Raw genomic sequence first — 24,848 nt, 5'->3', positions numbered from 1 at the left:
CCGTTTATTGCCTATTTAATATATCTTTTTTTCCTTTATTTCCATCTCAATATCTCTTTATTGCCAACTTAAGTTAAGAAATTTTAATTTTACTTATATTAATTTTACTTATATTTATGCCATAGCTTTTTCTATAATTTCTTCCAGGCAGTATTCTTAAATTTTGGAGAATTGAAATATAATCATTTATCACACCTTTATCCATTTTTCTGGCATAAGAGATTTTTAAATTTCTGTATTTCGCCCTCCTGGGGCAATATCTGATCTTGCCAAAATAGTTACGCTGTGTAATTTCCTCAATAGCATTTTCCTGTAAATTACATGAAGGGTTATAATCGAAAGCTACAAATTTAGTTTTATCAAGCTGTATTTGCTGCTTTTCTTTCAAAAATACAATATAGTTGTTGAATTCCCTGAATTTATCAATATCGGCACAGATAGGAACTATATTTAAATCAGATTTAATAAGGGATATAACGGTAAACGAGTCGTAAATTGATTTATTTACTGCAAGTATTAAAACATCAAATATTTGGCTTGCTTTTTCTATAAACTTGACAAGGCTTTCATTATTATAGTATTCATAATTTTCAAGCCGGTAATTTCCAGTAAGGATATACAAATTTTTAAGCTCCTTGCGTTTTATACATGCCCCCAAAAGATTCTCCCGAGTAAAATAACCCTTTTCAATTGAATCTAATACAATATTTATTCCCGACTCATTTAATACTCCTTCTCCTACCAACCTTTCAGAATACTTTTTTATATTTAGAAACAAATCTGCTTTCGGTGAAAGTAAATCCAGGTCGACGAGTAATATATCCAGCTCAGTCATTTTTGATGTAATATACGCTAATTCACAAGCAAATTCAGTATTATCCCATATTGTTAAAATGAGCCTTTTAAAGTTCCTGGGGTTGCCCGCTGTATTATTGTCCATTATACTGTACTCTGTAGTTTTTATTGTTTTCTCTATTGCATCAATGTCCTTTTTTAATTCATGTACCGACTGATACCTTTCTTCAGGGTTATACCTGGTACACTTGCATATTATTTGCATTATACCGTGAGATATATCTCCATCATAATACTCCGGAAGCTTCAATCCGAAGGGAAACTGGCCGGGGCCTTTGCCTGTAAGCAAATGGTAAAGAGTTACCCCGAAACTGTATATATCGGTGGTCACATTTGACTGGCCGCTACCGTACTGTTCAGGAGCAGCATAACCTCTTGTACCTATGTAAACCGTATCGTTTTTCCTCCCCTCTTTATACTCCCTTGCAATACCGAAATCTACTAATTTTATATCCCCCCATGGAGTAAGGATAATGTTTGAAGGCTTCATGTCCCTATAAATAATTGGATTGGGTTTAAAAGAATGAAGGTATATTAAGACGTCACAAATCTGTTTAGCCCATTCAATTACCTTTTTTTCAGTAAATTTACCTACTTTTTCCAGTTCTTTATCCAGCGGAATGCCTTCGATAAAGTCCTGGATAATATATATATTTTCATCGTCTTCAATAATATCTATAATTCTTGGCAATGCAGGATGGTTAAGTTTTTTGAGTATACCCGACTCAACTTTCAACCCTTTAGCTATATCAGTATTTTTTTCTATCTTCTTGACAGCCCAAAAAGTCCCGAGATTAACGTTTTCAGCAAGATATACAGTGCTCATTCCACCTTTTCCCAAAATTTTAACAAGCCTGTATCTTCCACCAAGAAGCCCATTTACTCCAAAATCAATATCCCCCATAATTTCACCACTTATTCTATTGAAAATTCAATTTGTTGTGCTGGTTATAAATGCATAATTTTCTTTTCACACTAATTAGCAGAAAAAGCTTATTTATAACCATAATATATTCAATATACATTTATGTATAATAATGTTATAATTTAACTTTTTGAATAAATTATATAATATATGTATTATATTACCAATTATACATAAAACAACAAGATATGTCAATATAATTTATTTATTTTTTATTTATTTTTTTATTTGATTTATTTTTATGTGAAATGATAAACATTGACTTAAGCCGACATTGGCTTTATTCTTTCTTTTCAATATAACTCTTATTTTTTCTTATCGATGTAATAAGACAGGGAATTTAAAGAGCTGGATGTATAGGCTGATAATGCCTTTCTCCCATGTATAATATTCTTGATTTGTTTTTTACTTTTATCCATTAGTTTTAACATTATCTCATTATTTTGCTTTTCTATTACCCCTATTTCAGCAATAATTTCAAGTACTTTTGAAGTTACTTCTTTTAAATCCCTTGCCCCATGGAGATTCCGGTTACCAAGTTGTTCTATGCTCTTTATTTTCAGTTTTTCCTTTAATTCCAGAAAAAGGGCGCTGAACCGTTTATCTAAAGGTTCAATAGAGTCAATCCTGGTCTGTTTCTCCTGTACAAGTTTTTCCAAGATCTCTAATTCTTCGTTGGTTATGGCATTTGTTTGAGAACTGGTCAAATCAAGTATATCTCTTAACAAGGCATATTTTTTCCATAATATTTCTATCATCTCTTTTATATATTCTTCACAAGTCATATTGATTTTACCCCCTCAAGCTTCCTTTACCCTGCTTTGCTTCTTTGCTATTTTCATGGCCTGTGTCCATATGTCCCTTAATTCTTTTGCAAAACCAAGTACTTCCCCAAGAATATCCTTATCTTTTCTTATGTTTGCCTCCATAAGGCGCCGATACATATAATCGTATAAAAGCATCAGGTTGTTAGATACTTCATACTTCATATCCAGGGTTGCTTGGAATTCCAACACTATCTCCTGTGCCCTTATTATACTGTTATTTGCCTTCTCAATATCCTTTTCATCAATTGCAGCTTGTGCCTGCATAATAAACTTTATGAGGCCATTATATAGCATTAATGTAAGCTCTTCCGGAGTTGATGTAAAAATGGCATTTTCCCTATATTGGTTATATGCCTTATTATATGTATTATTTAAAATCATAGCTTCCTCCTCCTGAAATTAAACACGGGTTGATAAATAAATTCGCGCATTCTCTATATTCTATATATTATACTTTCTTATCCGTGTTTTCTTTTTCTTTTTTATATTAATTTTCTGTTACCGGTTTACTGGTTATACTGAGAAAACTGCATAGCCAACCAATTACTCTGGGCATTCATCTGCGCTATAATACTTTCCATTGCAGCAAACTTCGCATAATATTGGTTTTCCTTCTCTATAAGTTTGTCATATAATGAATCTATTTGGGAGTTATACATTTTTATTTCATTATATATCAAGTTTGAAAATTCCGAAGCGTCCCCTTCAATACCTGCCTTTTCCAGTAAAATACCTTTGTTGCCGTTGGAATTCCTTAATGTGCTAATGTTGTCCTCAATTATATCAAAGAGTCTATGGGCAAGCCCCGACTCGTTATACCTTACAGACCTTTCCTCCGCCGTCATGGTCCTGCTATATGAAGGATAGGCTTCGGACTTTTTACTGAAAAGTTCCATAACCGCATCGGGATTATTCATAATGGCATCTTTAAGCTTTGCTTCATCAATTTTAAGCTTGCCTCTTTCTTGATATGAGCCTGTGGTTATCCCTATATTGGTAAGGTTAATGTCAACTCCTTCAATTTGGTCAAATAAAGCCCTTCTCATATTGAACACTATACTCTCAAGGATGCTGTCGTTCCTGAGCAACCCTGTTTTAGCCTTTGCTTCCCACTTTTCAATTTCTTCTTCACTCATAGCCTCTTTTTGTTCTTCCGTCAAAGGAAGATAATTCCTGTCATATTTTTCAGATAGTTTCGCATTTATTTTGTCAATCATTTCATTATACTTGTCTACAAAGCTTTTGATGATATTGAATACTCCATCAACATCAAGACTTATTTTTATAGTCTGGACCACGTCACTTGCCTTATTCAGTGTATAAGTGATACCATTAACAGTAAAAGTGTTGCTGCTTCTTATTATAGTCTGCCCATCTATTATCACCTCAGCATCCTTGCCGGCTTCAGTAATAGGTAAAACTGTACTTATTCCCGAAGCGCTGCCTCCGGAGCCACCATCAAAAAAGTTTCCTCCCGTCTGGCTTATCCTTATAGTCTCCCCCGCTCCAAGCTGCTTTGCAGTAATCCTAAACTTATCCGGCACCTCGTCATATATAATAGTGACATTGGCATCCTTATCACTGTTTATGGCGCTCATCATGCTTGCCAAGGTAGTGGTTTTTGAGAAAGTGAACTCCTTGTCATTAATGGAAAATACCAGGTTGCCATTTTCATCGAAAACCAATGGATTTGCAAACTTGGATGAAAGAGCTTCAAGAGTTAAGTTTGTGTTAAGCCTGTTGCTTGAACCCGGAGAAATATTCAAATATGTAAGCCCATCATTGGAATATCCGTTTGATAAGGTAATCCTGCTTGCTCCTCCTGATGTATCAAAGGTAAGTTTAAATTCACCTGCCTCTTCAACCCAACTAACAACCACTTTCCCGCTTCCAAATGCACTGTCAATTTTATTCTGTAAATCCGCAGCCACCTCCTGGATAGTGGTTTGCTCAGTATAATCACCCATTTTAATTTCTCTGGAAACACCATCAAGTATCACTGTTATATTTTTCCCGCCGGCACTTGCAATATGGCTTGAGCTAATACCCTCACTGCTTTTAAGAGGTGCTGTAACAGTTCCGGAGCTTTCTGCCTTTGCCGCAGTTGCAAGCTGAACTACCTTAACTTGATAATTTCCAGGAACAGCATTCGCACCAGCCGTGGCTGTCACTACCGAATCATCTGTACTGATAGCACTCATCTTTTTATAGGTTGACTGGGACAGCATATAATTTGCGGGTTTCAGGATATTAAAATATTCATCTTTCACACTTCTTAAAAGGTTTATAATGTTCCTGTACTCATCCCTTTTCCACTCGGCAAGCTGCCTTTTTTGGTATAACCTGTCCAGAGGGAGCCTCTCAACTCTCATAAGGTCGCTTACTATTTGATCCGTGTCTAGACCTGTAGCAATACCTGTTAAACGAAACCTTGAAGTTAACAAATTGATCCTTGCATCCATCATTTCACCTTCTTTCGTCAACAATTAACCCAATCATTTCCCATATCATAGCCACCAGGTCAAGTATCTTTTCCGGCGGTATTTCCCGGATAACTTCTTCTGTTTCAACATCAATCACTTTTACCATTATTTCTTTCGTCTTTTCATGGATCGAATACTCAAATCGGCGGTTGGCAATTGAAACTGCCCTGTTTGCCCGTTCAATAGCTTCAATAATTATCTTGTCGCTTATGGGCAGTTCTCCCTTTTCAAATTCTGTAAGCCGTAAAGCGTTTTTGTTTACCTGTTCGGTTTTCCTTACCTCTTCTGTCTCTCTAGTAGCCGTGGTTGCCCTGTTAAGCTCATCAGCCGTTACAGTCCTTACAATACCAGCATCCGTGCTACTTACTTTCATAAAGATCCCTCCGTGAATCAGACTCATGAATTAAATTTTATACAGCATCTGTTTGCTTAATAAATATATCGGTAAATATTCACAGAAGGTTTAATATATTTATCACTAACATATTTTGGGGGGGATGCTTTATTATTGCTTTTACCATTCAAATAGTCATGTAGTCCGCTCTATTATCTCTACCATCTTTTCATAGTTTTTTAAAGTTGACGGCTTAAGCTTTCTCCCAATGGGAGCAGCTGTCGGCATAAGTACAAAGCCCTTCCCTTCACCTGCTGTACCTTCTTCAAGAGAAGTTATAACTTTCTTTTCAAACTCGTCGGATTCCATTGTTTCAATATCACTCAATTCAATATTACCAAACAGTACCAGTTTATCACCATAATTCTTCCTTACATACAAAAGAGAAACATTTCCCTGGGGAGGGGGTTCTATTGGGTCAAGCCCTATACAGCCTGTAGAAACTATATCATCCAGTACTTCTTTTATTTTACCGTGGCAATGTATTCTGGGAAATCCACCATACTTTTTGATAATATCAATTATGGGCTTATCGTAGCGTACCGCATATTCCTTAAAAAACTTCGGAGGTAGATATGGAGGGCAGGCATATTCAGGTCCGCAAATCCTCCACAGGCGTCCCGGTAATGCTTTTGCTATGGCTTCCACTTTTTTCAGCCTGTTTTCAAAAACTTTTTCCAAAGCCTTATGAAACAAATCAGGTTCTGTCATTGCCATTACGGTATAATCACCCATATCAAAAAGCTCGGCCACCTCACAGAGGGGGTCTGCCAGATCAATTGCAACAATCCCGCTATCTCCTATTTCCTTGTCAGCGTTAAATACAGGAGATATATCAGGTTCACCAATTTCATCAGCCTGGGGCAAATTAATCCAAGCCTTAAAATCTTCAATATCTTTCACAGGGTGTTCCAAAGTCCATACAGTGTCTATATCCGGGTCACGCCTTGTGCGCCTAGTAAGGATACGGTCGCCCGCTCTTATACTTATACTTCTATAGAAACTTCCACCCTCATCAAAAAATTCCTCCACAGTCGTAAGCTGGGCTAAAGGGTCCTCCGATCCCCTTTTAAAACCAACTCCACGAAGCACAATTCTGTCGGATTTCTCCCTTGCCAACTTAATAAGAGGATACCACGACGGGTCATTATAAATGTTAAACCTATCTTTATTGTCTGGGTCCTGATCTAACCCATTAATTTCATAAAAACACACAGGTGGGCGGTCTGTCTTTTCTCCCTTTATTGTAGCCATTAACCTCTCTCGTCTTGTCATATCTATTCCCCTTTCTATATTAATAAATTGGTATAATTTATTCGATTTAACATAAGCATCAATCCTGAATTGCTAAATTGATACCTTGGCTTAAATGAGATTTGCCTTTATTCATAGTATACCGGCCTTCGGTACTTCCTGGTATATAGCAACTTAAGAAACAATATCCCGCTAATAAACCCTCCTATATGTGCCCACCAAGCAACACCGCTGCCTCTGCCTCCAAGGATGGAACTTACAGCTCCATTGTACAATTGAATTAAAAACCATATTGCAAGATATATTAATGCAGGTATCCGTACGAATAAGGGGACGAATAGGACGGGAATAAAAGTGATTATCCTTGAATAAGGGAAAAGGATAACATATGCTCCCATAACCCCTGCTATAGCTCCTGACGCACCTATTGCCGGTATAAATGAGTTCGAATAAAAAATGAAATGAGAGAACATGGCAAAAAACCCGGACAGCAGGTAGAATAATATAAACCTGAAATGACCCAGTCTGTCTTCTATATTATCCCCAAAAAGCCATAATGTCCACATGTTACTTATAAGGTGGGTCCAATTGCCGTGAATGAACATGCTGGTAAGGAAAGGATAAAAATCTTGAACTGTCAATCTATGTTCGGCAATAGCCTTCAAAAATGCTATAGGAACAAAACCGTACTTGAATACGAACATTTCTTCAAGCCTTGAAGGTAATAAAAACTGAAAAAGGTATATTATAGTATTGGTAACTATTAGGGTATATGTTACAAAGGGTCTTTTAAAACTTGGAATATTGTCTCTTAACGGGAACATACTACTTTCTCCTTATGGCTTTGTAAACTTTATATTTTATATTATGATAAATAACTTATATTATTTTACCACAAAACCGGCATTTAATCACACATTAAATCATATAATTATAAAAAATTGCAATTATTTTTTCTATTGTATTATTTCTCAATTTTATGATAATATTATTCTTGAACTATAAATAACATTGCATCTAGAGAAGTGAAAGTTTGTGCTGCATTCAATACCTGTTATATACATAGAGAAGAGGAGCTACATTTATGCGCTTTGTAGTAAAACAGAAAATATTCTCTTTTGGAGATAATTTTACCATAAAAGACGAGTACGGGAATGATCACTTCATTGTTAGAGGCAAGGTATTTGCCCTTGGAGATAAATTAAGGCTTTACAATTTGCAGGGAGATGAGCTTTTCTATATTGAGCAGAAGCTTTTCCGATTCCTGCCGGAATATACTATCTACCATTTAGGGCAAGCGGTGGCAACTGTTAAAAAGGAGTTTACTTTTTTTAAACCCAGGTTTAACATTTCCAGCGCCTCAGGCAATTACACTATTGATGGGAATTTTTGGGGTATGGAATTTTCCATATTAAAGAATGGTCTACCTGTAGCCCAAGTCTCCAAGCGATGGTTCTCCTGGGGTGATACCTATGGAGTTGATATTGTAGACAGCGAAGACTATGCCTTCATCATTTCGCTTGTTATTGTCATTGATCAGGTAATCCACGACAGGAACCATAATAAGACTTAATATACCCTTTAGCATTTACTCCTTAACCTTCAGTAAAAATACCAATTATTTTATCAATTACTTCATTTCATATAATATATAATATATTTAATTTTATTATATCATATGTATTTATTACTCTAGTTCCAATTTTAACATAAGTTTAATAATTTCTCAACGAATTATTTACAACATGTGTGTTTATTTTGTGATAATGTCATCTTGTTAATTATTTTTGATAAAATATCACAATGAAAGGCAAAGTGCATTATCTTGTGTCACAAGTACACTGAACACTTTACCGATTGTCTGGTTTACAATCCTTAGTTTTGTTATTTCTTTTTGAGTCATATTAAAAAATTCTTCATAAGTTACATTTTATCAGAAAAATTACAATATGAAATTATCATAGAATAATCATAAAAAAATATCTACAGAATATGGTTTTATTTTGTACAAAACTGTGATAGAATAATGTTGATCGAACCTGATGTCGGATAAAAATTCGAACGTCAGCCATACATTTTTATGGAGTGGGATGGCTTGATAAAATATTATAAATTTAAAAAGGAGAGGTTTTATATGAGCACATACAAGAACATAAGCAATGAGCTGAAGGTGCTTTTTAGTAGTAATTCCATTTTTCGGATATTATTGCCGATTGATGTAGTATTGGTTTTTGGAGGGGTAATCTTCATGATTCTAAGTGCCCTGTTCCCCGGACTTGGGCTTGACAGGGGGTTTTTTGGAAACTTACTTTCTTCAGTGGCTTTCTGGGCGTTTTTACTGGGATTGCTCCTGGCATATGCAAATCTTCATGAGGAAACAATTTACGTTGGCTGTTTTCTTTACAGTTTGCTTCAGCTGATATACTTTATCAAGTATATCAGGTTTTTCCTGGTGGGTTACCTTGTTCCTGCTTTAATTTTTGCGGGAATTGGATACCTGGTGTTCAAAAGAAATTCAGCTGCTGCTTCTTCACAAGACAGTATGAATTTGTAATATAATTTAATATTATAGAGGAATACTTTACATAGTATAGATTATTTAACACATAGGGCGGGGTCGGCCCCCTTGGCTTGTAATGATGCCATTTTAGTTATTCATATTGTTACTCGTATTTTAGAGCAGCATTTTAGTGAAATCCTATGAGATCCTATATGTTTATTTATGCTGTACTCTTAAATATGGCATGTACTATTGCTTATGGGCCCAACCGCCCGGATTCCGGAGGATTTAAAATGGCTTGCAACAATACTATCAATTGCACTTGCACTTATTTTTCTTGCTCTCGCCATGGCAAATGCTGTGAATGTGTAGCTTATCACCGCAGGAATGGAGAAGTACCCGGGTGCTTCTTTTCCAAAGTCGGTGAAAAGACATATGATAGGTCAATTGAAAATCTCTACAAAGATTATAAAAAGAAATGTATGTCTAATTCCATGCCTGTTAGATAGATAATTGATTTGCAAAGGAATACTTTATAATACAATTGCTCTTCGTACATTTATAGGCATCTTCCTCATGTATTACGTTAATAATCTCATCTGTCGTTAGTTTGCCAAATTTATCAATTATTTCATCAATTATCTTAATTTCTTCAGAGTTTAATTCTCTTACCATAAAATCTTTAGCGTCCTTTTCCTTATATTCTCAATCTCTTCCTCTCCTAACCCAGTAGCTTTGACTATAATATCAATACCTATTCCTAACTTAAGCATATTTTCTGCAACTTCCTGCTTTCCCTCTATCTTTCCCTCTATCTTGCCTTCTATCTTGCCTTCTTTCTTACCTTGCATCTTTATTTCCCTTATCATCTCATCTAATGTCTTCGTTATATTTAACTCCATATCCTCCGCCTCCTTACTTTCCTCAATTATCCTTTCCAATTCTTCAGCCCCCTCTACAGGAAGCCTTTCTTTTATTATGTACTTTAACCATGACTTGAATAGCTTGAATTCTTCTTTATTTCTGTCTTTTAGTATACTCTTAAGCCTTTTTAACCTGCTCAGAAGTTCTACCCAGCTTATCTTCTGATCAAGCAAAAATACTGCCGACATTATGTTCTTTATCTCTATAAGCTCTTCCTCGCTGTAGCTGTTTACCTCAAACAGCATATACCTGAAATCAGGTATGTACCATCCAAAGTATTCTTCCCCTTCTATTATCTCCCTGTAACTCTTTGCAGCCGCCCATCTGTTTTCTCCGTTGTATATCACCAGCGGCACTATAGCAGGCAGACTAAAGCCCTTCCTGTTCTTCTCCGCATCAGGACTGCTTTTTATTATGTCCATCCATATATACGTCATATATACCAGCAGTCTGAACGGCATTGTATAGTCTACCGTCGATTGTAATTCAACCAGTATATAGAATATTATTTCTTTACCTTTTATCTTTGCCCTGTATACTATATCTGCCTCTTTTTCACTGAAATCAGGCCCTATATAGCTTTTGTCTACCCTTTCAAGGCTGTCTATGTCAATTTGCAAAGCCCAGCTTTCTTTTACAAAGTCCCTTATAAAATCAGCAAAAACCTCCGGATTGCTTAAAAAATATTTATATCCTTTGTCATGTGAGAATTCCATACATTTTTCTCCTGTACAGTTTTTTTACCCAGTTATATTATAACATAAAACCATATACAAAAGTTAAAATTTTTCAATGTTGTTTTTGATTTTGTTTTCTTACATCCGCTTTTCACTTCCGGATGCGTAAAAATTCTAAGAGGATGTCCTTATTCGAATCCGATACTGCAGCACATGTTCCTCACAAGGTAATAACCATGGTCACTAAAACCATCTGCAGCATCATGGAATGATGTTTGCCCATCTTCCCGTCCAAAGCCTTTACTAAGTCAGGGATTTTTTTGCGGAGTGCACCCTTGGCTAACTGAGCTAGTTCTTCCAGATCAGCATCTTCAGCTTTATCTATTAAGGCCTTCATCATTGCCATACCGGATGCACCGAAAATATCGGTTGAAACACAAGAAAGCTTAATGTTGCAAGCCTCGAGAATATTGTGTGCTCTGTCCTTTTCCGAAGTACGTATAGATATAAGCTTAGCCCTATACCTTGTCATTCCCTCAATTCACGAATGTCTCTGGGGGGAATAAAGCTGCCGTTTACAAGACCAAGAGCGAGGAGCTTGGCAATCCACCTGGAATCATTGGGATCTGTTTTCTTACCAGGCAACATTCTTGATCTGTCTAGCGTTTGAAAGGACAATGTCGAAATGTCCCTCAAGCACGTTAAAGACAGGTATCCAGTAAATACCGGTGCTTTCCATGGCTATCTTCTCGCAGTTTCGTTCTTTGAGCCAATCCCTTAAATTTTCAAGGTCCCAGGTCATTGTTGAAAACGTTTTGATTTCATCGGTATATTCACCGAACTCATCTGCTTTTAAAATGCAGATAACTACAGTCTTTTTGTGGACGTCGATTCCACAACAAGACTTGTGAAGTACATTAAGTATTTTGGGTATACACGCCTCCTTGTAGGTTATACTCAGCATTTGGTATGGCAGCCCGAAAACTGCAAAGATTAATATGCATGCTCGTGGCAATAGTTTTTTGTGCTTAAAGGCTGCTGCAAACATGTTAATTTCCGGACCAAGCTGTAATATTGGCCGGTACCATTTCTTAAAACCGTGGTCTATACCATATACTTAAGTATATGGTACAACATTTTAAGTTATGTTTCATCAATTTTTGTGCCGGATAATGCCCGGCGTGGAGGTTAATATGAAAATCTACACAAAGTTTCAATAAATTCATCAAAGTTTTTATTGAATATTGCCTTTAGTATCTTTAAAAAATCTTAAGTTTTACGTTCCCTTTTATTTCTTCATCTCCATAGGGTGACAAATCACACAGGATATATTCATAGTTGGGAATGTATTTTTTTATGCTTTCAAGCAACTCCCTTACTCCCTCTATCATTCCTATAAATTTTGTATCTATTTTCCACCTATCCTCTCCATGGTAGACTAATGTTGACTTTCTATTGATTCTTTCGTACATACTCTACAGTTAAAATAGTCTCGCAAGTACATACATTTTTTAATTTAAAAATAGTTTTTATGAGTCCAACCTTTTTCTACTGGAAACTTGTTTATTTATTTCCTTGTCTACCATTTGCCATTTTTACAACAATTAAAATTTATTGCCTTTTTATATTATAACCTATAGAAAATCAGTTATATTTTATTATTTCAAATAATGTTTAAGAATCCTATTAATATCTTCATCATCGAAGTTATAGCCTATATCCCTAAATTTATTATCTCCTATTATCTGTATAAATTTACTCTTCTTTTCTCTCAAATTGTCAAATTCTTTTTTCCATATAATGCTTTTTTTCTTATTTGTTTCTCTATTAATAATGTAGTCTTCCGGCATTAGAAGAATTTTAATAAACTCATCAACATTAGCACCAAACGCCTTCTCAAAAAATGCCTTCTTCGGTCCTACAACTCCATGAGTTGCATTCAGAACACACTGTATCCCACGTAAAAGTTTTTTGTTCCAATACACACCGACATAATATCTGTTTTTGCAATTTTCCCCTATTGTAGGTGTATATTTCATTGGAAATGAAAAAATCCTTGTTTCATACCCCTTTCTCTCAAATTCTTCATTTAACTCAACATTAATTCTAAGCCTATTATAAAAATCCTCAGGTTTATCTTTATAATTAAAAAGTATGTAATTTGAAAGGTGTTTTATTCCGTATTCAGCAGCTAATCTTACTTTACTCATATATAATTCGATATATTCAGGATTTGCATAATCAAATGCTATTCTTAATGGTTTTATTGCTATTTTGCTAAGTAATTTCATATTCTCTTCTGTCAATAATCTAGCATCAACACCTTGATTAAAATCAACATATCTTTTGACAGTGATTCTTCTTCCGTTTTTGGTATAAGTAAACTTATTATTCCCTACACCAAATCCAAGTTCTACTATATCATTTATTATTCTCTCAAGTTCTTTTGAAGCCAGAATATTATTATCAAGCAACATTAAATCTTTCTTTGGACCAAATTTTGAGATTACATATTCAACTTGTTCTTTTATGGGAATGTAATCAACATAATTCGGTTCAATTTTATGAACTGCACAAAATGAGCAGCTTCTAATGCAACCCCTGGTTGCATAAACAATATATGCATTAAAAACAGGATAATTATAATTTAGGTATTTGTTTTTTTCCGGATTTATAATACCATAATCTGGGGGTAAATTATCAACTATAACATCATCATCTCCTAAAACACCTGGTTTATCAATTAACCCTGAAATAATAGTAATACCACTAATTTCAGGGTTTTTAGATATATCATCTTTTAAAATAGTAGCCATTACTCCACCAATAAAAATGTCTTTTGGATTATAAACACTATTATAATAATATTTTATAGTTTTTATAGTTTTTTCCCAATAAAAAGTAAACAATGTAGATATATATATTCTATCCCACTTTCTATCCCTTAATTCTCTTAACATTCCTTTGCAAAAATATACATTATCACCTTTCATTTTATGATATGTGCAAATTTTCATTAAACCCAGCGGAGGATATTTATTTTTATAATCTGGTTCGACTAGCAGTATATTCGCCATTTACTAGTACCTCGCATTACTAATTCGCTTATAGTTATTTATTTACTTTACGCTAATTATAACATTAAGGAATAATCGGATCAACATCTTAAAATAATCTATAAAATAATTATTAAAAGATACAGGGGAATCATACACTTAATCTAGTATTATTATTAGATTTCATCAAACTTTTTTATACTTAAGTGTTCATATGCAATTGATTGAAATAATTTAACCAACATCCGTCTTAAATCTAATGAAAAATAAGTATCATCTAATTTTTCTATAATTGTAGGGTCTATTTCCTGCTCACATAAAACTATATTTAAAAACTTCTCGATATTAAACTTCTCCTTGTTTACCCATTCAGTCCATAAATCTAGTATATCTAATTCATCATTAGAATTAACTACATAATTATTTAAATATTCTTTGAATTTTATATCTATTTGATTTTCCTTAATCTGTTCAATAATTTCCCTTATATTATTATCAGTAAATTCATCTTGTATGGTAGCATGCTTATATGTATTCAACTGCTGTTCTATAACTTGTTTTTCGTATAGATAATCTGTAATCCGATCTTGCAAACTTTTGTTTATAGACTTTAAATTACGTATTTCTTCTTCTTTCCTTTTTAAATCATTATTCAGTCTTTTAAACTCTGAATCCTGTTTTTCTATATATGCAATAAGCTGCTGCTTTAAATTTTTCATCTCCTGTTCGTATTTGGCATCTCTCTCTTTTAACAATTTGTCTTTTTCCCGAAGTAGTTTAGTATATTTTTCCTCAAGTTTTTTACTAATAATCTGCTCATTTTGCCTTATCTTTTCTTTTACTTCATCATTAATTTCTCTAAGTTTTTCTTCAAAACTTTTATTAACTTCTGCGTAAATTTGATTTTTTAATATTCGTTTCTGCTCATACTTATCTATTAATGTACTCAAATAATACTTTAATGTATCTGATAGATTAATTGAATGAATTTTAAGGTAAATATCAATATCTAGCTTTATATTATTTTCAATAAACAAACTAACAAGGTTTTCAAGTTGTTCTTTTGAATTTTCTTCTGATTTTAGTTTTTCTAATAAATCCTTTCCAATAGTATTATCAATACTTTCTATAATTATTTTTTGTATTGCACCATTTATAAACTCCACTAATCTCATATCTTGCTTTTGATACAAATTTTCAACATATGCATTTTTAATTATCCCTTCAGGAAGTTTCTCAGTTCTAAAGCCTCGCGTATATTTTTTGAATTTCTTAGGACTTTTTACAAATGGTTCTATTAATATTTTTCTAGGAACAAGAAATAATATTTTTTCAAATTCTTCTTGGTTAAGAATATCTATAATATACCCTTCCATCACTCTACCTCCAATAACATTTCCTTTTTGCAAAACTCAATGCTGCACAAAATACTTTATAAACATCTTGTTTTAAATTGTTAGCATTATATTCAAATTCCCTCTTTCTTTCAAATTCTTTCAGTATGTTTTCTTTATTCGATATAATTTCTTTTATAGTAAAATTTCTATGCTTGGATATATTAATATGTTGAATTTGTGGTATATCCACCTTAACCTCTCCGACATACATCTCATAATTATCATCAACAATTTTTATATATAAGGATGATGTTTCAAAAAACTGTGTAGTATCAATATCCACAAACACTTCTTGCCGGGTTGAAACCGTAGTAAATATGCTACTATGTACTATTTCTCCAAATTCATTTGATACAATTATATTAAAATTAAAGCTTTTTGGGCCTTCATACAAATACTTGACTCTAATATTACTCTGAAAGCAGTCTAATTTCTCAAACTTAATTACTGGTGACCAGATTACATCAAATCTTATAACCTCTTTATCTCTTACAAGTTCAATTTTATTTTTCTGATGAAATATATTTATATATTTTATCAAACTTACCATAATATAGCCATTATAGAAATTAAGTTTTTCCGAATAACCATTAACATTAATTGTTATATCATAAAACATATCATCAACAACAAGAATTTTTAAGATGTCTAAATCTGCAGCTCTCTTTATATCAACTCTATTTGAATTCAAAATACTTCTGTCTTGCACATTAAAGATTTTAGCAGCCCATAATTTGGGTGTAAATTCCAGTCTTTTTTCTACATTTAGTCCCGCAAGGCTTACATATGTTACCAAAGTTTCACTTTTTGGCTTACCTTCAATAAAATTAAGCTTAGCTTTACCAAATGTTATCCGTTTTTGATATTGTACATCTTGTCCATCATCAGAATAAAAACAAGGTATATCTGAAAATGCAATCACATCCACAAACTCATTTTCTCTATAAGAAGATTTTAGTGGTTTTATAGAAATAAAAGGTATTAAATTATACCTGACTGAATGGTATTTGCATCCTTTAAAATAAACAGATATTATCCACTCTCCTACATAACTAGTAATAATAGATTTGAAGTTATTCATTATAATTTCAGGATTAATAATATAACATCCATGAGAAACATAAGTAATTTTATCAAGGGCATATTCCTTTATACGATTCTCTTTTTCAATAACAACAGTAATATTTAATAATTCTTTCTTGTCCGTAATATTTGTTGAAACTTCTAGGTTTATATCAGATATTGAATAAATAATATTATCTTGGTAGTTTTCAATTTCAGTAATATCACTTTTATTGTTAAAAAAACGTTTTAAATATAATTCAATTGATTCATTAAAGTACCATTGATATTCACCCGCTACAATTATAAAATCTAATGTGTTGTTTACAATTTTAAATTTATATACATTATAATTCAAATATTTATATTCCTCATATTGAGGAAAAGAATCTTTATTTGGAATTTCTATATTATCCTCCCGAACAAAGAGTAATAAATTGCCTGATGTTCTGATATTTCTTCCTGGTATAAAACAATCTTTTGTGTACCTATCAAATAAGTATGCTTCCTGTAATTGTATTGTTTTTTCATCCAATAAAATATTTTCATCTAATAAAATCTTTACAGCAATGGTATTATTGCTTACATTAGATATTGGGAAGGTCATTGATTCTACTCCGATGTAACCATTTCTGTCAATATATCTTATAAGGTCTTCTCCTTCACTTTGTTCGCACTTTATTCTTATCTTTTTATTTTTATATTTTTCATTAAATATTCTGAGAACCGGAATATACGCGTTTAATATATAGCATTTCTTCTCAAAATTCCAAGAATAATTAATAGTGAGATTCCAGTAAGTTTCTTGTTTTGGCGTTATTTGAATGCCATCAACTTCAATCTTTATTCCTTTGGGTATACTTCCATACCAAACATACCCTATAAATTCCTTATGCATAATTTTATGCGGCTCAATAGTCTGTTGTCCAATTTTTACTTTAAAATATTGCCTACTTAAATAAATAACTCTATCATCACCTATTAAAGTAACTTTTTTTATCGGTAATTCAATAATATCATCAAGTTCAAGTGATGTATCAGGTACAACACTATAGTCTATTCCTAGTAATTTGTGCTTTCCAATTATTATTTTTGAATATTCCCTTACATTTCTCCTTACTCCATTAGGAAGTATTACATCTATATTCTCCGGCTTGTTTTTCAATATATTTCTAAACTTATTAATGCTTACCTTGTTAATCATAGTACTGTATAAATCTAATAACGCTTGTTTTCTTGGAACAACAGACAAAATATCATAACCTAGTGTTTTACTTGCTTTATCACAAAAATGTTCAATATCATTAATTTCTCCATCAGGCATGGAATCCTCAATTAGAAAATATATTTCTTCAAGTTGTCTTAAAACTCTTTTTACTTTTGTAGGGTAATCTTTGATTTCATTATATAAGTTTTTCATCAACTCCAACTCTTTAGCCTGATAAATATAATTAGAAAAAACGCTGTCTTTACAATTTAATAAGAAAAAGAATTCCTCTTTTTCTTCTCTGGCTTTATTTTTGTAGTATTTCCAGTAGATTTTGAAGAATTTAACAATATTATTTACTAAATTTGTTGGAATTCCTGATTCTTGAATTACTACATCCTGATACCTATTTGTATATTTTCTTTCCTCCCAATCTTTAGGTAATATCCTTTCAGATATAAATGAATTCTTCAGAATTTCATAATATTTAGTTGTAGTTGTTATTCCTGTTACTCTTGTATATGTTTTAACAGTTCCATTACTATAATCCTGTTTAATTATTTCACATATTCCAGCCAGGTAAACTTTATACATTTTTTCATTAAGTGACGGTTTGCTCTTATATGAAGATGATAATCTATAAATTAAGTTATAATAATACTCAATATCCCGAATTATCTCTATTAACCTTTTGTAAATCGCTGATAAATCTACATACTCAAATGAAATCCTCTCTTCCGGTTTTCTGATTATATTTTTAATATATAGGATACGTCTGACTTTTTCTTCTTGTTTTTTAATTATCTCATATAGTTCTTCTATTTCTTGGATAACTTCCTTCCAATTTCTTTTTTTTGTGGTCATATAAACCTCACCCTTATAATTCTATATAACCAATATAATTAAAAAAATCCCTGGTTATAAATGGGCATAAATCACTATTAAATCTTTTACATGAATGTGGTAAAATAATATTAGCTTGATTGCTACAAGTTCTACTAATAACTTCAACAGCAAAATTCCATATTTTATCCCAATGTTTTTCAATTAAAAGGATTGCTCCAGAACCACCTTCATTGTTATCCACAAGTATTAAATCTATATTATCTTCCCTATCATTTGGATATACTTCCCCCCGTACTTCTGCAATATTTACTCCAGCGTACTTGGGAAGTGCCCATAGTAAACCATGTTTTATTGTATGTATAATTATATACCTAAGAAATTCATTTGTCTTAAAATTATTACAACCTGTACATTCAAGATTAATACATTCATTTGAGAGTGCTTTACTGCAGTATTTTTCTCTGGGATCCGGTTTTCTTGGTCTACCGGTTCTGGTATCCATATTATATGATTCAATTTGTAACTTAGGTTTCATAATTTCGCCCAAATCAATATCTTCAAATAAAGTACATTCACTGCATTTTCCACTGCATTTATATTGTTTATTATTTATAAATTCATCAATAATAGTATTAAACCTTATCCAAGCAAAATGGGTATCAAAATAATTGCCTAAAAATATATTTTGTTCAAAAATACGAAAATATTTAATCATTGTCTTAGTTTCTCTAAGACCTGATGTATACCTTCTTAAAAAATCTCTAGCTAACTGGATAGTATAACCATCTGTAAAATCTATGCTCCCTACTGGTTTGTTAGAGTTTTTTGCCAAAAATACCTTTTGATGTTTAAGTATTTTACTGCCTTTCCCAAAATAACTAAAGGATACAGTCCTAACCCTTGGAACTCCTACTGTTTTAATCAGACTATTTCCACATTTAGAACAATAATAACTACTTGAATTATTATCTCCTCCATAATACCATTCAGGATTCCTCTTAATAAATACAGCAACACCCTTAGGACTTTTTTTGTCATAGTCCCAATCATTAATTACTTTAAGCAGCTCAATTTTATTTTTGTTATTACTTCTCATGCTACTACTAGTAGTAAAGTTCATTTTTGCCCCACATCTTTTACAGACCCATTCTAAATCCCTGGTCATTCTAAACTTGAAGTGTTTAACCATATCATAATTGAACCTATAATTATTCTTTTCATACTGCTCATAAAAAAATTTGAAATCCGGGCATTCAGGATTTATGCAAGCTTTTGGAATTGGAGGATCAATAACCTGACCACACCCATCATCATGAGCACACAAGTAAACTAAAGGCAATTGCTGGACTTTAGACGTACATGTTCTGCAAAGTATCCCTTTTGCATTCTCTATAATATCATTAGGAGGTTTAAGACCTTTTTCACATTTATAACAATAAAACCTACTTGGAAAGTATCTTACCTTTAGCTTTTGAGGAATGACAACATTAAAATCACAAAGAAATTCAACCGGGTCTGTTGAACTTGAAAAGTTTTCAAACTTTTTACTAAAGTATTCTATACAATTTGGATCATATGCAATTCTTCTTTTAACTTTATTTTCAGTTATTTTGTCAGTCTCTATTCCCGCATCGTAAACTTCAAAAGTGCTAATACCCGAAGAAGCAGTTGCTTTTGATGTATTTGAAGGAGGCATACTGTTAAAAGCAGCCTGCCTCGTAACAATATCTTTTAGGATGTTCCCTTCTGGACCTTCCAGACATATATCAACAGTAGCTCCCGACCCTCTTAAAGTAGGACATAGAGTTCTATCTTTTGCATTAAAACCTGTTACAAACTCTGAATTTTCCCAGCCTCTTTCATTCTTAGTCTGTAAATTATTATTTATCTCAACTATTTTATCAATGATAATATTTTTTATATAATCTTTATCAATATTAGATAAGGAAATTTTCAATATTGAAGCCTCATTTGCAAGAAATTTCAAGTACCTGTCCAGTATTCGTTCACCGTCAACACTCTGTTTTAAAAATATTTCTTCATAAAGCTTTTCACCGAATCTTTTCGCTTCAGTAACAGTAATACCATCTTCAATTGTTAATACTTCACCATTATGTTTTATTTTCAAAGCTTCCTTAAATCTTAGTACATTTATTGAGACCATATTTTTACAGTTTTCATCTTCACAAAGAATTTTGGTAAAGTAATCCATTATACGAGCTAAAATATGTCTAGTTGCAATAACTTCATTAGAAATAATGATTGGTGCATCTTCAAAATCGGAACCACTTACATATCTATTAAAATACTTAATAAAATATGAATCGATTGCATTTTCCGGATTAACAACAGTAATTGCTAATGAATCTTTTTTCCTACCTGCTCTACCTACTCTCTGTACATATTCATTAGTTGTAAAAGGCGCTGAACTGTTAATAACTGTAGTAACATCTCCAATGTCAATTCCTACTTCCAAAGTTTTTGTAGCTACCATTAAATCAATAGGTTTTTCATATATAGTTTTAGAATTTTCAGCACTGACATTTTCTTCAATGATTTGATTCCTTGTAAAAGAATGTATTGATCTAATTCGTGCTTCTTTTTCTAATCCTCCTCTGTTCCAACCGATTTCAAGAATATCTTTATTGATAACTGAACTTTGCATAATTACGGCAATCCACTTATGAATGAATTGGCAGATTTCCACCTCTTCATCATCAAGACTTTCATTCCTCTTTATTTTATTGATAATTCTTTGAAAATAATTCCTAATATCTAATCCTTCTCTTTCTTTCAAATATTTAGCTAAATCATCGGCGTCATTTCTATAGTTTGTAAAAATAATAGTTTTTCGAAAGTGTGAGTCTATTAAAAGATGTCCAACAAACATTCCTATGGCAGCCGCAACAGACATTGTCCTGACATATTTCTCATCATCTGAATCTTTATACATAACTGCAGGTTTAACTAAAAGATGGTACCTATATCTGGTCGTTTTTTCGGTAGTATAATATTCATCCTTATTATGTACATATTTAATATTCTGAATGCTTTCATTAAAAAGTAATGCTGCCAATTGTTTTGCATTCCCAATAGTCGCACTTAATCCAATATAAAGTGGCTTATGATTACTGATTTCTTCAAGTCTTCGTAATAAATGAGAAATATGACATCCAAAAATACCCTGATACATGTGCACTTCATCAAAAACTATAGTATCAATTTTTTGGTAGAAAATCCGTGCATACCTAGGGCTGTGTAACGCAAAATTAATTTCATCCGGGTTTGTTATGAGTATATCGGGTGGGTTATTAACAATATCATTTTTAGTTAATCTGCAAAAATCTAAAGTTGTGTTGCAAATACTACCATCAACAATAGCCTTACATTTTAACATGTCATTTTCTTTCTGAAATCTAGAGTTTCCGCACTTAGGACATAGTTGAATTAAACTATCATCGGCTAAATTACTACCATCTCTAGGAGTATCCCCAGAAAGAATCCCTATAGTAATCTGTCTGGCATCCGGAAGCAGTTTCTTTTTTATCTCCCGGTTAATCCTATATATAAGTTCCACAAATCTCATGGCCTGGTCATTTGCTAATGCATTTGTTGGATATATAATAACTGCTCTAATGCCAATATCATTTGGTTTAAACTGTTTTTGTTTAAATATGTATGATACTATCGGTATCATAAAAGCTTCTGTTTTACCTCCACCTGTGGGCATTGACAGTAATAATTGTTTCTCATATGGAAATGGTAATCCCATTAGTTTAGCTATAATAAAGAATAATGCATCTTCCTGGAATAATCTTAAACTTCCTTCTTTTTCAGGTAAATCCCAAATTTCTCTAATTGCATCAACTAGCTCTTCGGGTAATAACTTCGACCTTTTTTTGTCAAATCCATTTTTATTTATCACTAATACAGGCATACCATTTTTCTCGATTTTTAAATCCTCCAATGTTGTTTCTCCATTTTTGAATTCTTTTATTTGCTCTCTATAAATCTCACAATCAATATTTTCAATAATCGGCCTAAAATCCTTACTTTCATTAAAACCGTTAATATCTTTATAATTAAAAGATTCTTTACTTCGCGTCAACCCTTCATTGAGTAAATCTTTAAGGTATTCTGGTTGAAATAGTGATATTAACAAGTTCTCCTCATCTTTAAATGTAACTTCATCCGTTATTTGCCTAATTTCGATAGTATTAGGTGATTCGTAGTAATTAAATTCTTCAAATTGTTTGTAAGCACAAATATTTTTAAACAACCTTGCATGAGAAAGTATTTTATTATCATCAGATAATATGTGGCTTTTGATACCTACAAGATTTGTTTTTGAGTTTAATTCATTAATTATGTCAATAATAGTTCCATCATTGCATTCAATACAACTAACATTTTTTAATAACGGATTTCCCGAATGAGAAAAATACACTTTAACCATTCTTGACCCTCCATCTTACATAAGTTTTAAAAAGCGTTTTTCTATCTTTTCTTTCAAATCTTTTGACAGATTGATTAATAGTAGAGGAACAAAAACTTCTTCCAAACTTCTTCCCCCATGTCCGCCAAAGTGGTACAAATTCCTATCGATATTCTTACTAAAAACAATTCCATCACCATCTATTAAAGCTAGAATATCTGGACAGTTTTTGCTACTAAATTTATTATTTGAATCGTGTAATAACTGCTTTACAATCTCATCATCTTTTGTAAATACTTGGACGCTGATTCCATTTTGGGCAAAAATATCTTTAATTTTATCTGCCGCGTATAGAAGCTTATCTTGTACAATGTTATAAAAAAGCATACTTCGATTATTCTCTACTATGCTATCTTGCTTTAAAATTAATTCTGGGTATAAGCTGCTAAACGCTTCCTGAGAAATAACCTTTTTAGAGGTTTCAGCCATTCCATGGTCAGCTGTAATAACAATAGTAGTTCTCCCGTCAAAGATTTCAGGATTATATATTACAAGATGAATTAAAAAATTTGTCAGGAGCATATTAATTTTCTGGTGCTCATATAATTCGAATGAAGTAAATGCTCCTATTGGATGCCCTGTACTATCGATTGCTGTATAATATATTATATAACATTCTTTATTATCTGAATTGTTTCTAAAAGAATCCAGCTTTTCTAATAGAATTGAAAATACCCTTTCAGGCGGAATAATTTCATAAACTTGGGAATCACCAAAGCAGTATTTAGAATATTTATTTCCTCTATATTTTGCGCAGAAAAATACATTAGTACAAACGCCATAATTATTTAATGTTTGTAAAAAACTTTCCGTACCAGATAAATTAATCATTTCAGTAAAATTAAAATGTGTATTTTTAATATCGATAATAGGAGATTTATGCCTCGAGTTATAATAGTAAAATTGATCATAATCATCCCTATAAATTTTCGATGACATAACTCCTGTTTCTCTCGGCAATTTGCCGGCAAAAATTTGAGATAAACCTGCTCCTGTATCAGATACTAAAGATGAACCAAGCATTAGATGATTTTTAAAATTTTTATCTCCATCAAGCCAGCCTAATATATTTTCATTAAAAGTATAACTTTTATTTAAACTCAGGTAACGTTTGTTCCATAGATATTGACTGTAGCCAAAGCCATCAATTAAAACCAAAATAACTTTGTTTTGGTTTTTCCATACATTCCTGGTAACAGGATTATTAGTATTTTCCTTAAGCATCATATGAATAATAACTTCAGAAATTGAAGTTAAATTCCATTTTAACTGAAATAGGTCTTTATATTTATCCAACTTTTTATTTGCAATATACTTAATTTCCTGAACCTGCATATTTAGCATATCCAGGTCATTTATGTTTATATAGCTTAAATACCGGTCCAATCCCATAGCTCTTTCAAATTTAGTTACTTCACTTAGGCTATTACTAAACAAATCTATAACCCTTTGTACTTCCTTACATGCATATACATAATTATTCTCAATATAATCAACCTGAAGCTGTATAAGTTCCTTCTCAATCTCCTTTAATTTCACATAAGTTTTACCTACTTGGTCCCAAATATCACATTGTCCATTAATAATGAAATTATAATAATCTTCACTTTGGTTTAGATATAATTTGTAAATATAATCCTTTATAAAATTGATATATTGTTTGTCCGTTTTAACATCTGTTAATTGTAATTTATCGTTTATTGGCTCTAATATTTCATACGGATTAGATAGGAAATAATTGAATTCTTCATATAACTTGATATTATCAGATTCTAATAGCATTCTTCTTAATCTTTTTAAGGTATTCACCAATAAATCTACTCAATTGCAAAAGTAAATTCCACCCCTACGATATCCGACAGTGGAAATTACTCTTACAAATTTAAGGGTGGAATTTAACAGTGCAAACTTTAACAGTGCAAACTTTATCAGTGGAAATGTCAGAA

At 32.2% G+C, this 24,848-nt stretch carries 19 protein-coding genes; 2 read left to right on the top strand and 17 right to left on the bottom strand.

The genetic code is table 11. The features are described 5' to 3' along the window. Window positions 1–73: 73 nt before the first annotated feature. From HPY74_07385 to HPY74_07355, 7 genes are all read right to left on the bottom strand, one after another. Window positions 74–1,759: a serine/threonine protein kinase gene (locus tag HPY74_07385; GenBank protein NSW90486.1), complete on the bottom strand. Its 1,686-nt coding sequence runs from the start codon at window positions 1,757–1,759 to the stop codon at window positions 74–76. Window positions 1,760–2,085: 326 nt separating this feature from the next. After that, the gene (locus HPY74_07380) at window positions 2,086–2,565 is read right to left on the bottom strand and encodes a flagellar protein FlgN (protein ID NSW90485.1); all 480 of its coding nucleotides are present in this window, start codon (window positions 2,563–2,565) and stop codon (window positions 2,086–2,088) included. 15 nt (window positions 2,566–2,580) lie between these two features. Beyond that, complete coding sequence (gene fliS / locus HPY74_07375; protein ID NSW90484.1) at window positions 2,581–2,988, bottom strand: flagellar export chaperone FliS; 408 nt, start codon at window positions 2,986–2,988, stop codon at window positions 2,581–2,583. 125 nt (window positions 2,989–3,113) lie between these two features. Continuing rightward, complete coding sequence (gene fliD, locus HPY74_07370) at window positions 3,114–5,072, bottom strand: flagellar filament capping protein FliD (protein NSW90483.1); 1,959 nt, start codon at window positions 5,070–5,072, stop codon at window positions 3,114–3,116. A gap of 1 nt (window position 5,073) precedes the next feature. Beyond that, window positions 5,074–5,463 carry a flagellar protein FlaG gene (locus tag HPY74_07365; protein NSW90482.1) on the bottom strand — a complete coding sequence of 130 codons (390 nt, stop codon included), beginning with the start codon at window positions 5,461–5,463 and terminating at the stop codon, window positions 5,074–5,076. A gap of 156 nt (window positions 5,464–5,619) precedes the next feature. Beyond that, window positions 5,620–6,759 carry a hypothetical protein gene (locus HPY74_07360; protein ID NSW90481.1) on the bottom strand — a complete coding sequence of 380 codons (1,140 nt, stop codon included), beginning with the start codon at window positions 6,757–6,759 and terminating at the stop codon, window positions 5,620–5,622. Between the two features lie 107 nt (window positions 6,760–6,866). Next, the gene (locus HPY74_07355; GenBank protein NSW90480.1) at window positions 6,867–7,562 is read right to left on the bottom strand and encodes a rhomboid family intramembrane serine protease; all 696 of its coding nucleotides are present in this window, start codon (window positions 7,560–7,562) and stop codon (window positions 6,867–6,869) included. A 260-nt stretch (window positions 7,563–7,822) separates the two neighbouring features. Between HPY74_07355 and HPY74_07350 the strand changes: the two genes are divergently transcribed. Both HPY74_07350 and HPY74_07345 read left to right on the top strand, forming a co-directional pair. Beyond that, entirely contained in the window at window positions 7,823–8,311 is a 489-nt protein-coding gene (locus HPY74_07350; GenBank protein NSW90479.1) for an LURP-one-related family protein, read from the top strand. Window positions 8,312–8,872: 561 nt separating this feature from the next. Further along, a complete protein-coding gene (locus HPY74_07345) occupies window positions 8,873–9,292 on the top strand; it encodes a hypothetical protein (GenBank protein NSW90478.1) in 420 nt (139 codons plus the stop codon). A 447-nt stretch (window positions 9,293–9,739) separates the two neighbouring features. On the opposite strand, the gene HPY74_07340 is transcribed toward HPY74_07345, so the two are convergent. The 10 genes from HPY74_07340 to HPY74_07295 all read right to left on the bottom strand — a co-directional run bounded on the left by HPY74_07340 (window position 9,740) and on the right by HPY74_07295 (window position 24,714). Further along, complete coding sequence (locus tag HPY74_07340; GenBank protein ID NSW90477.1) at window positions 9,740–9,913, bottom strand: DUF4065 domain-containing protein; 174 nt, start codon at window positions 9,911–9,913, stop codon at window positions 9,740–9,742. After that, window positions 9,907–10,878, bottom strand: coding sequence for an Rpn family recombination-promoting nuclease/putative transposase (locus HPY74_07335; protein ID NSW90476.1), 972 nt, complete (start codon window positions 10,876–10,878; stop codon window positions 9,907–9,909). Before HPY74_07335 ends, HPY74_07340 begins: the two co-directional genes overlap by 7 nt. 181 nt (window positions 10,879–11,059) lie before the next feature. Further along, a complete protein-coding gene (locus HPY74_07330; GenBank protein NSW90475.1) occupies window positions 11,060–11,371 on the bottom strand; it encodes a hypothetical protein in 312 nt (103 codons plus the stop codon). A gap of 102 nt (window positions 11,372–11,473) precedes the next feature. Then, window positions 11,474–11,803, bottom strand: a complete 330-nt coding sequence (locus HPY74_07325) for a transposase (GenBank protein NSW90474.1) — start codon at window positions 11,801–11,803, stop codon at window positions 11,474–11,476. Window positions 11,804–12,098: 295 nt separating this feature from the next. Then, window positions 12,099–12,311 carry an Rpn family recombination-promoting nuclease/putative transposase gene (locus HPY74_07320; protein NSW90473.1) on the bottom strand — a complete coding sequence of 71 codons (213 nt, stop codon included), beginning with the start codon at window positions 12,309–12,311 and terminating at the stop codon, window positions 12,099–12,101. A gap of 186 nt (window positions 12,312–12,497) precedes the next feature. Continuing rightward, window positions 12,498–13,916 carry a cobalamin-binding domain-containing protein gene (locus HPY74_07315; GenBank protein NSW90472.1) on the bottom strand — a complete coding sequence of 473 codons (1,419 nt, stop codon included), beginning with the start codon at window positions 13,914–13,916 and terminating at the stop codon, window positions 12,498–12,500. Window positions 13,917–14,071: 155 nt separating this feature from the next. Continuing rightward, the gene (locus HPY74_07310) at window positions 14,072–15,271 is read right to left on the bottom strand and encodes a hypothetical protein (GenBank protein NSW90471.1); all 1,200 of its coding nucleotides are present in this window, start codon (window positions 15,269–15,271) and stop codon (window positions 14,072–14,074) included. Between the two features lie 4 nt (window positions 15,272–15,275). Continuing rightward, a complete protein-coding gene (locus HPY74_07305) occupies window positions 15,276–18,425 on the bottom strand; it encodes a hypothetical protein (GenBank protein NSW90470.1) in 3,150 nt (1,049 codons plus the stop codon). Between the two features lie 13 nt (window positions 18,426–18,438). Continuing rightward, window positions 18,439–22,863, bottom strand: coding sequence for a DEAD/DEAH box helicase (locus HPY74_07300; protein NSW90469.1), 4,425 nt, complete (start codon window positions 22,861–22,863; stop codon window positions 18,439–18,441). 15 nt (window positions 22,864–22,878) lie between these two features. Beyond that, complete coding sequence (locus tag HPY74_07295) at window positions 22,879–24,714, bottom strand: alkaline phosphatase family protein (protein NSW90468.1); 1,836 nt, start codon at window positions 24,712–24,714, stop codon at window positions 22,879–22,881. Window positions 24,715–24,848: the final 134 nt, after the last annotated feature.

This window comes from Bacillota bacterium (assembly GCA_013314855.1).
In the GTDB taxonomy this organism is placed as follows: Bacteria; Bacillota; Clostridia; order Acetivibrionales; family DUMC01; genus Ch48.
This window is presented reverse-complemented; position numbering and strand designations above follow the sequence as displayed.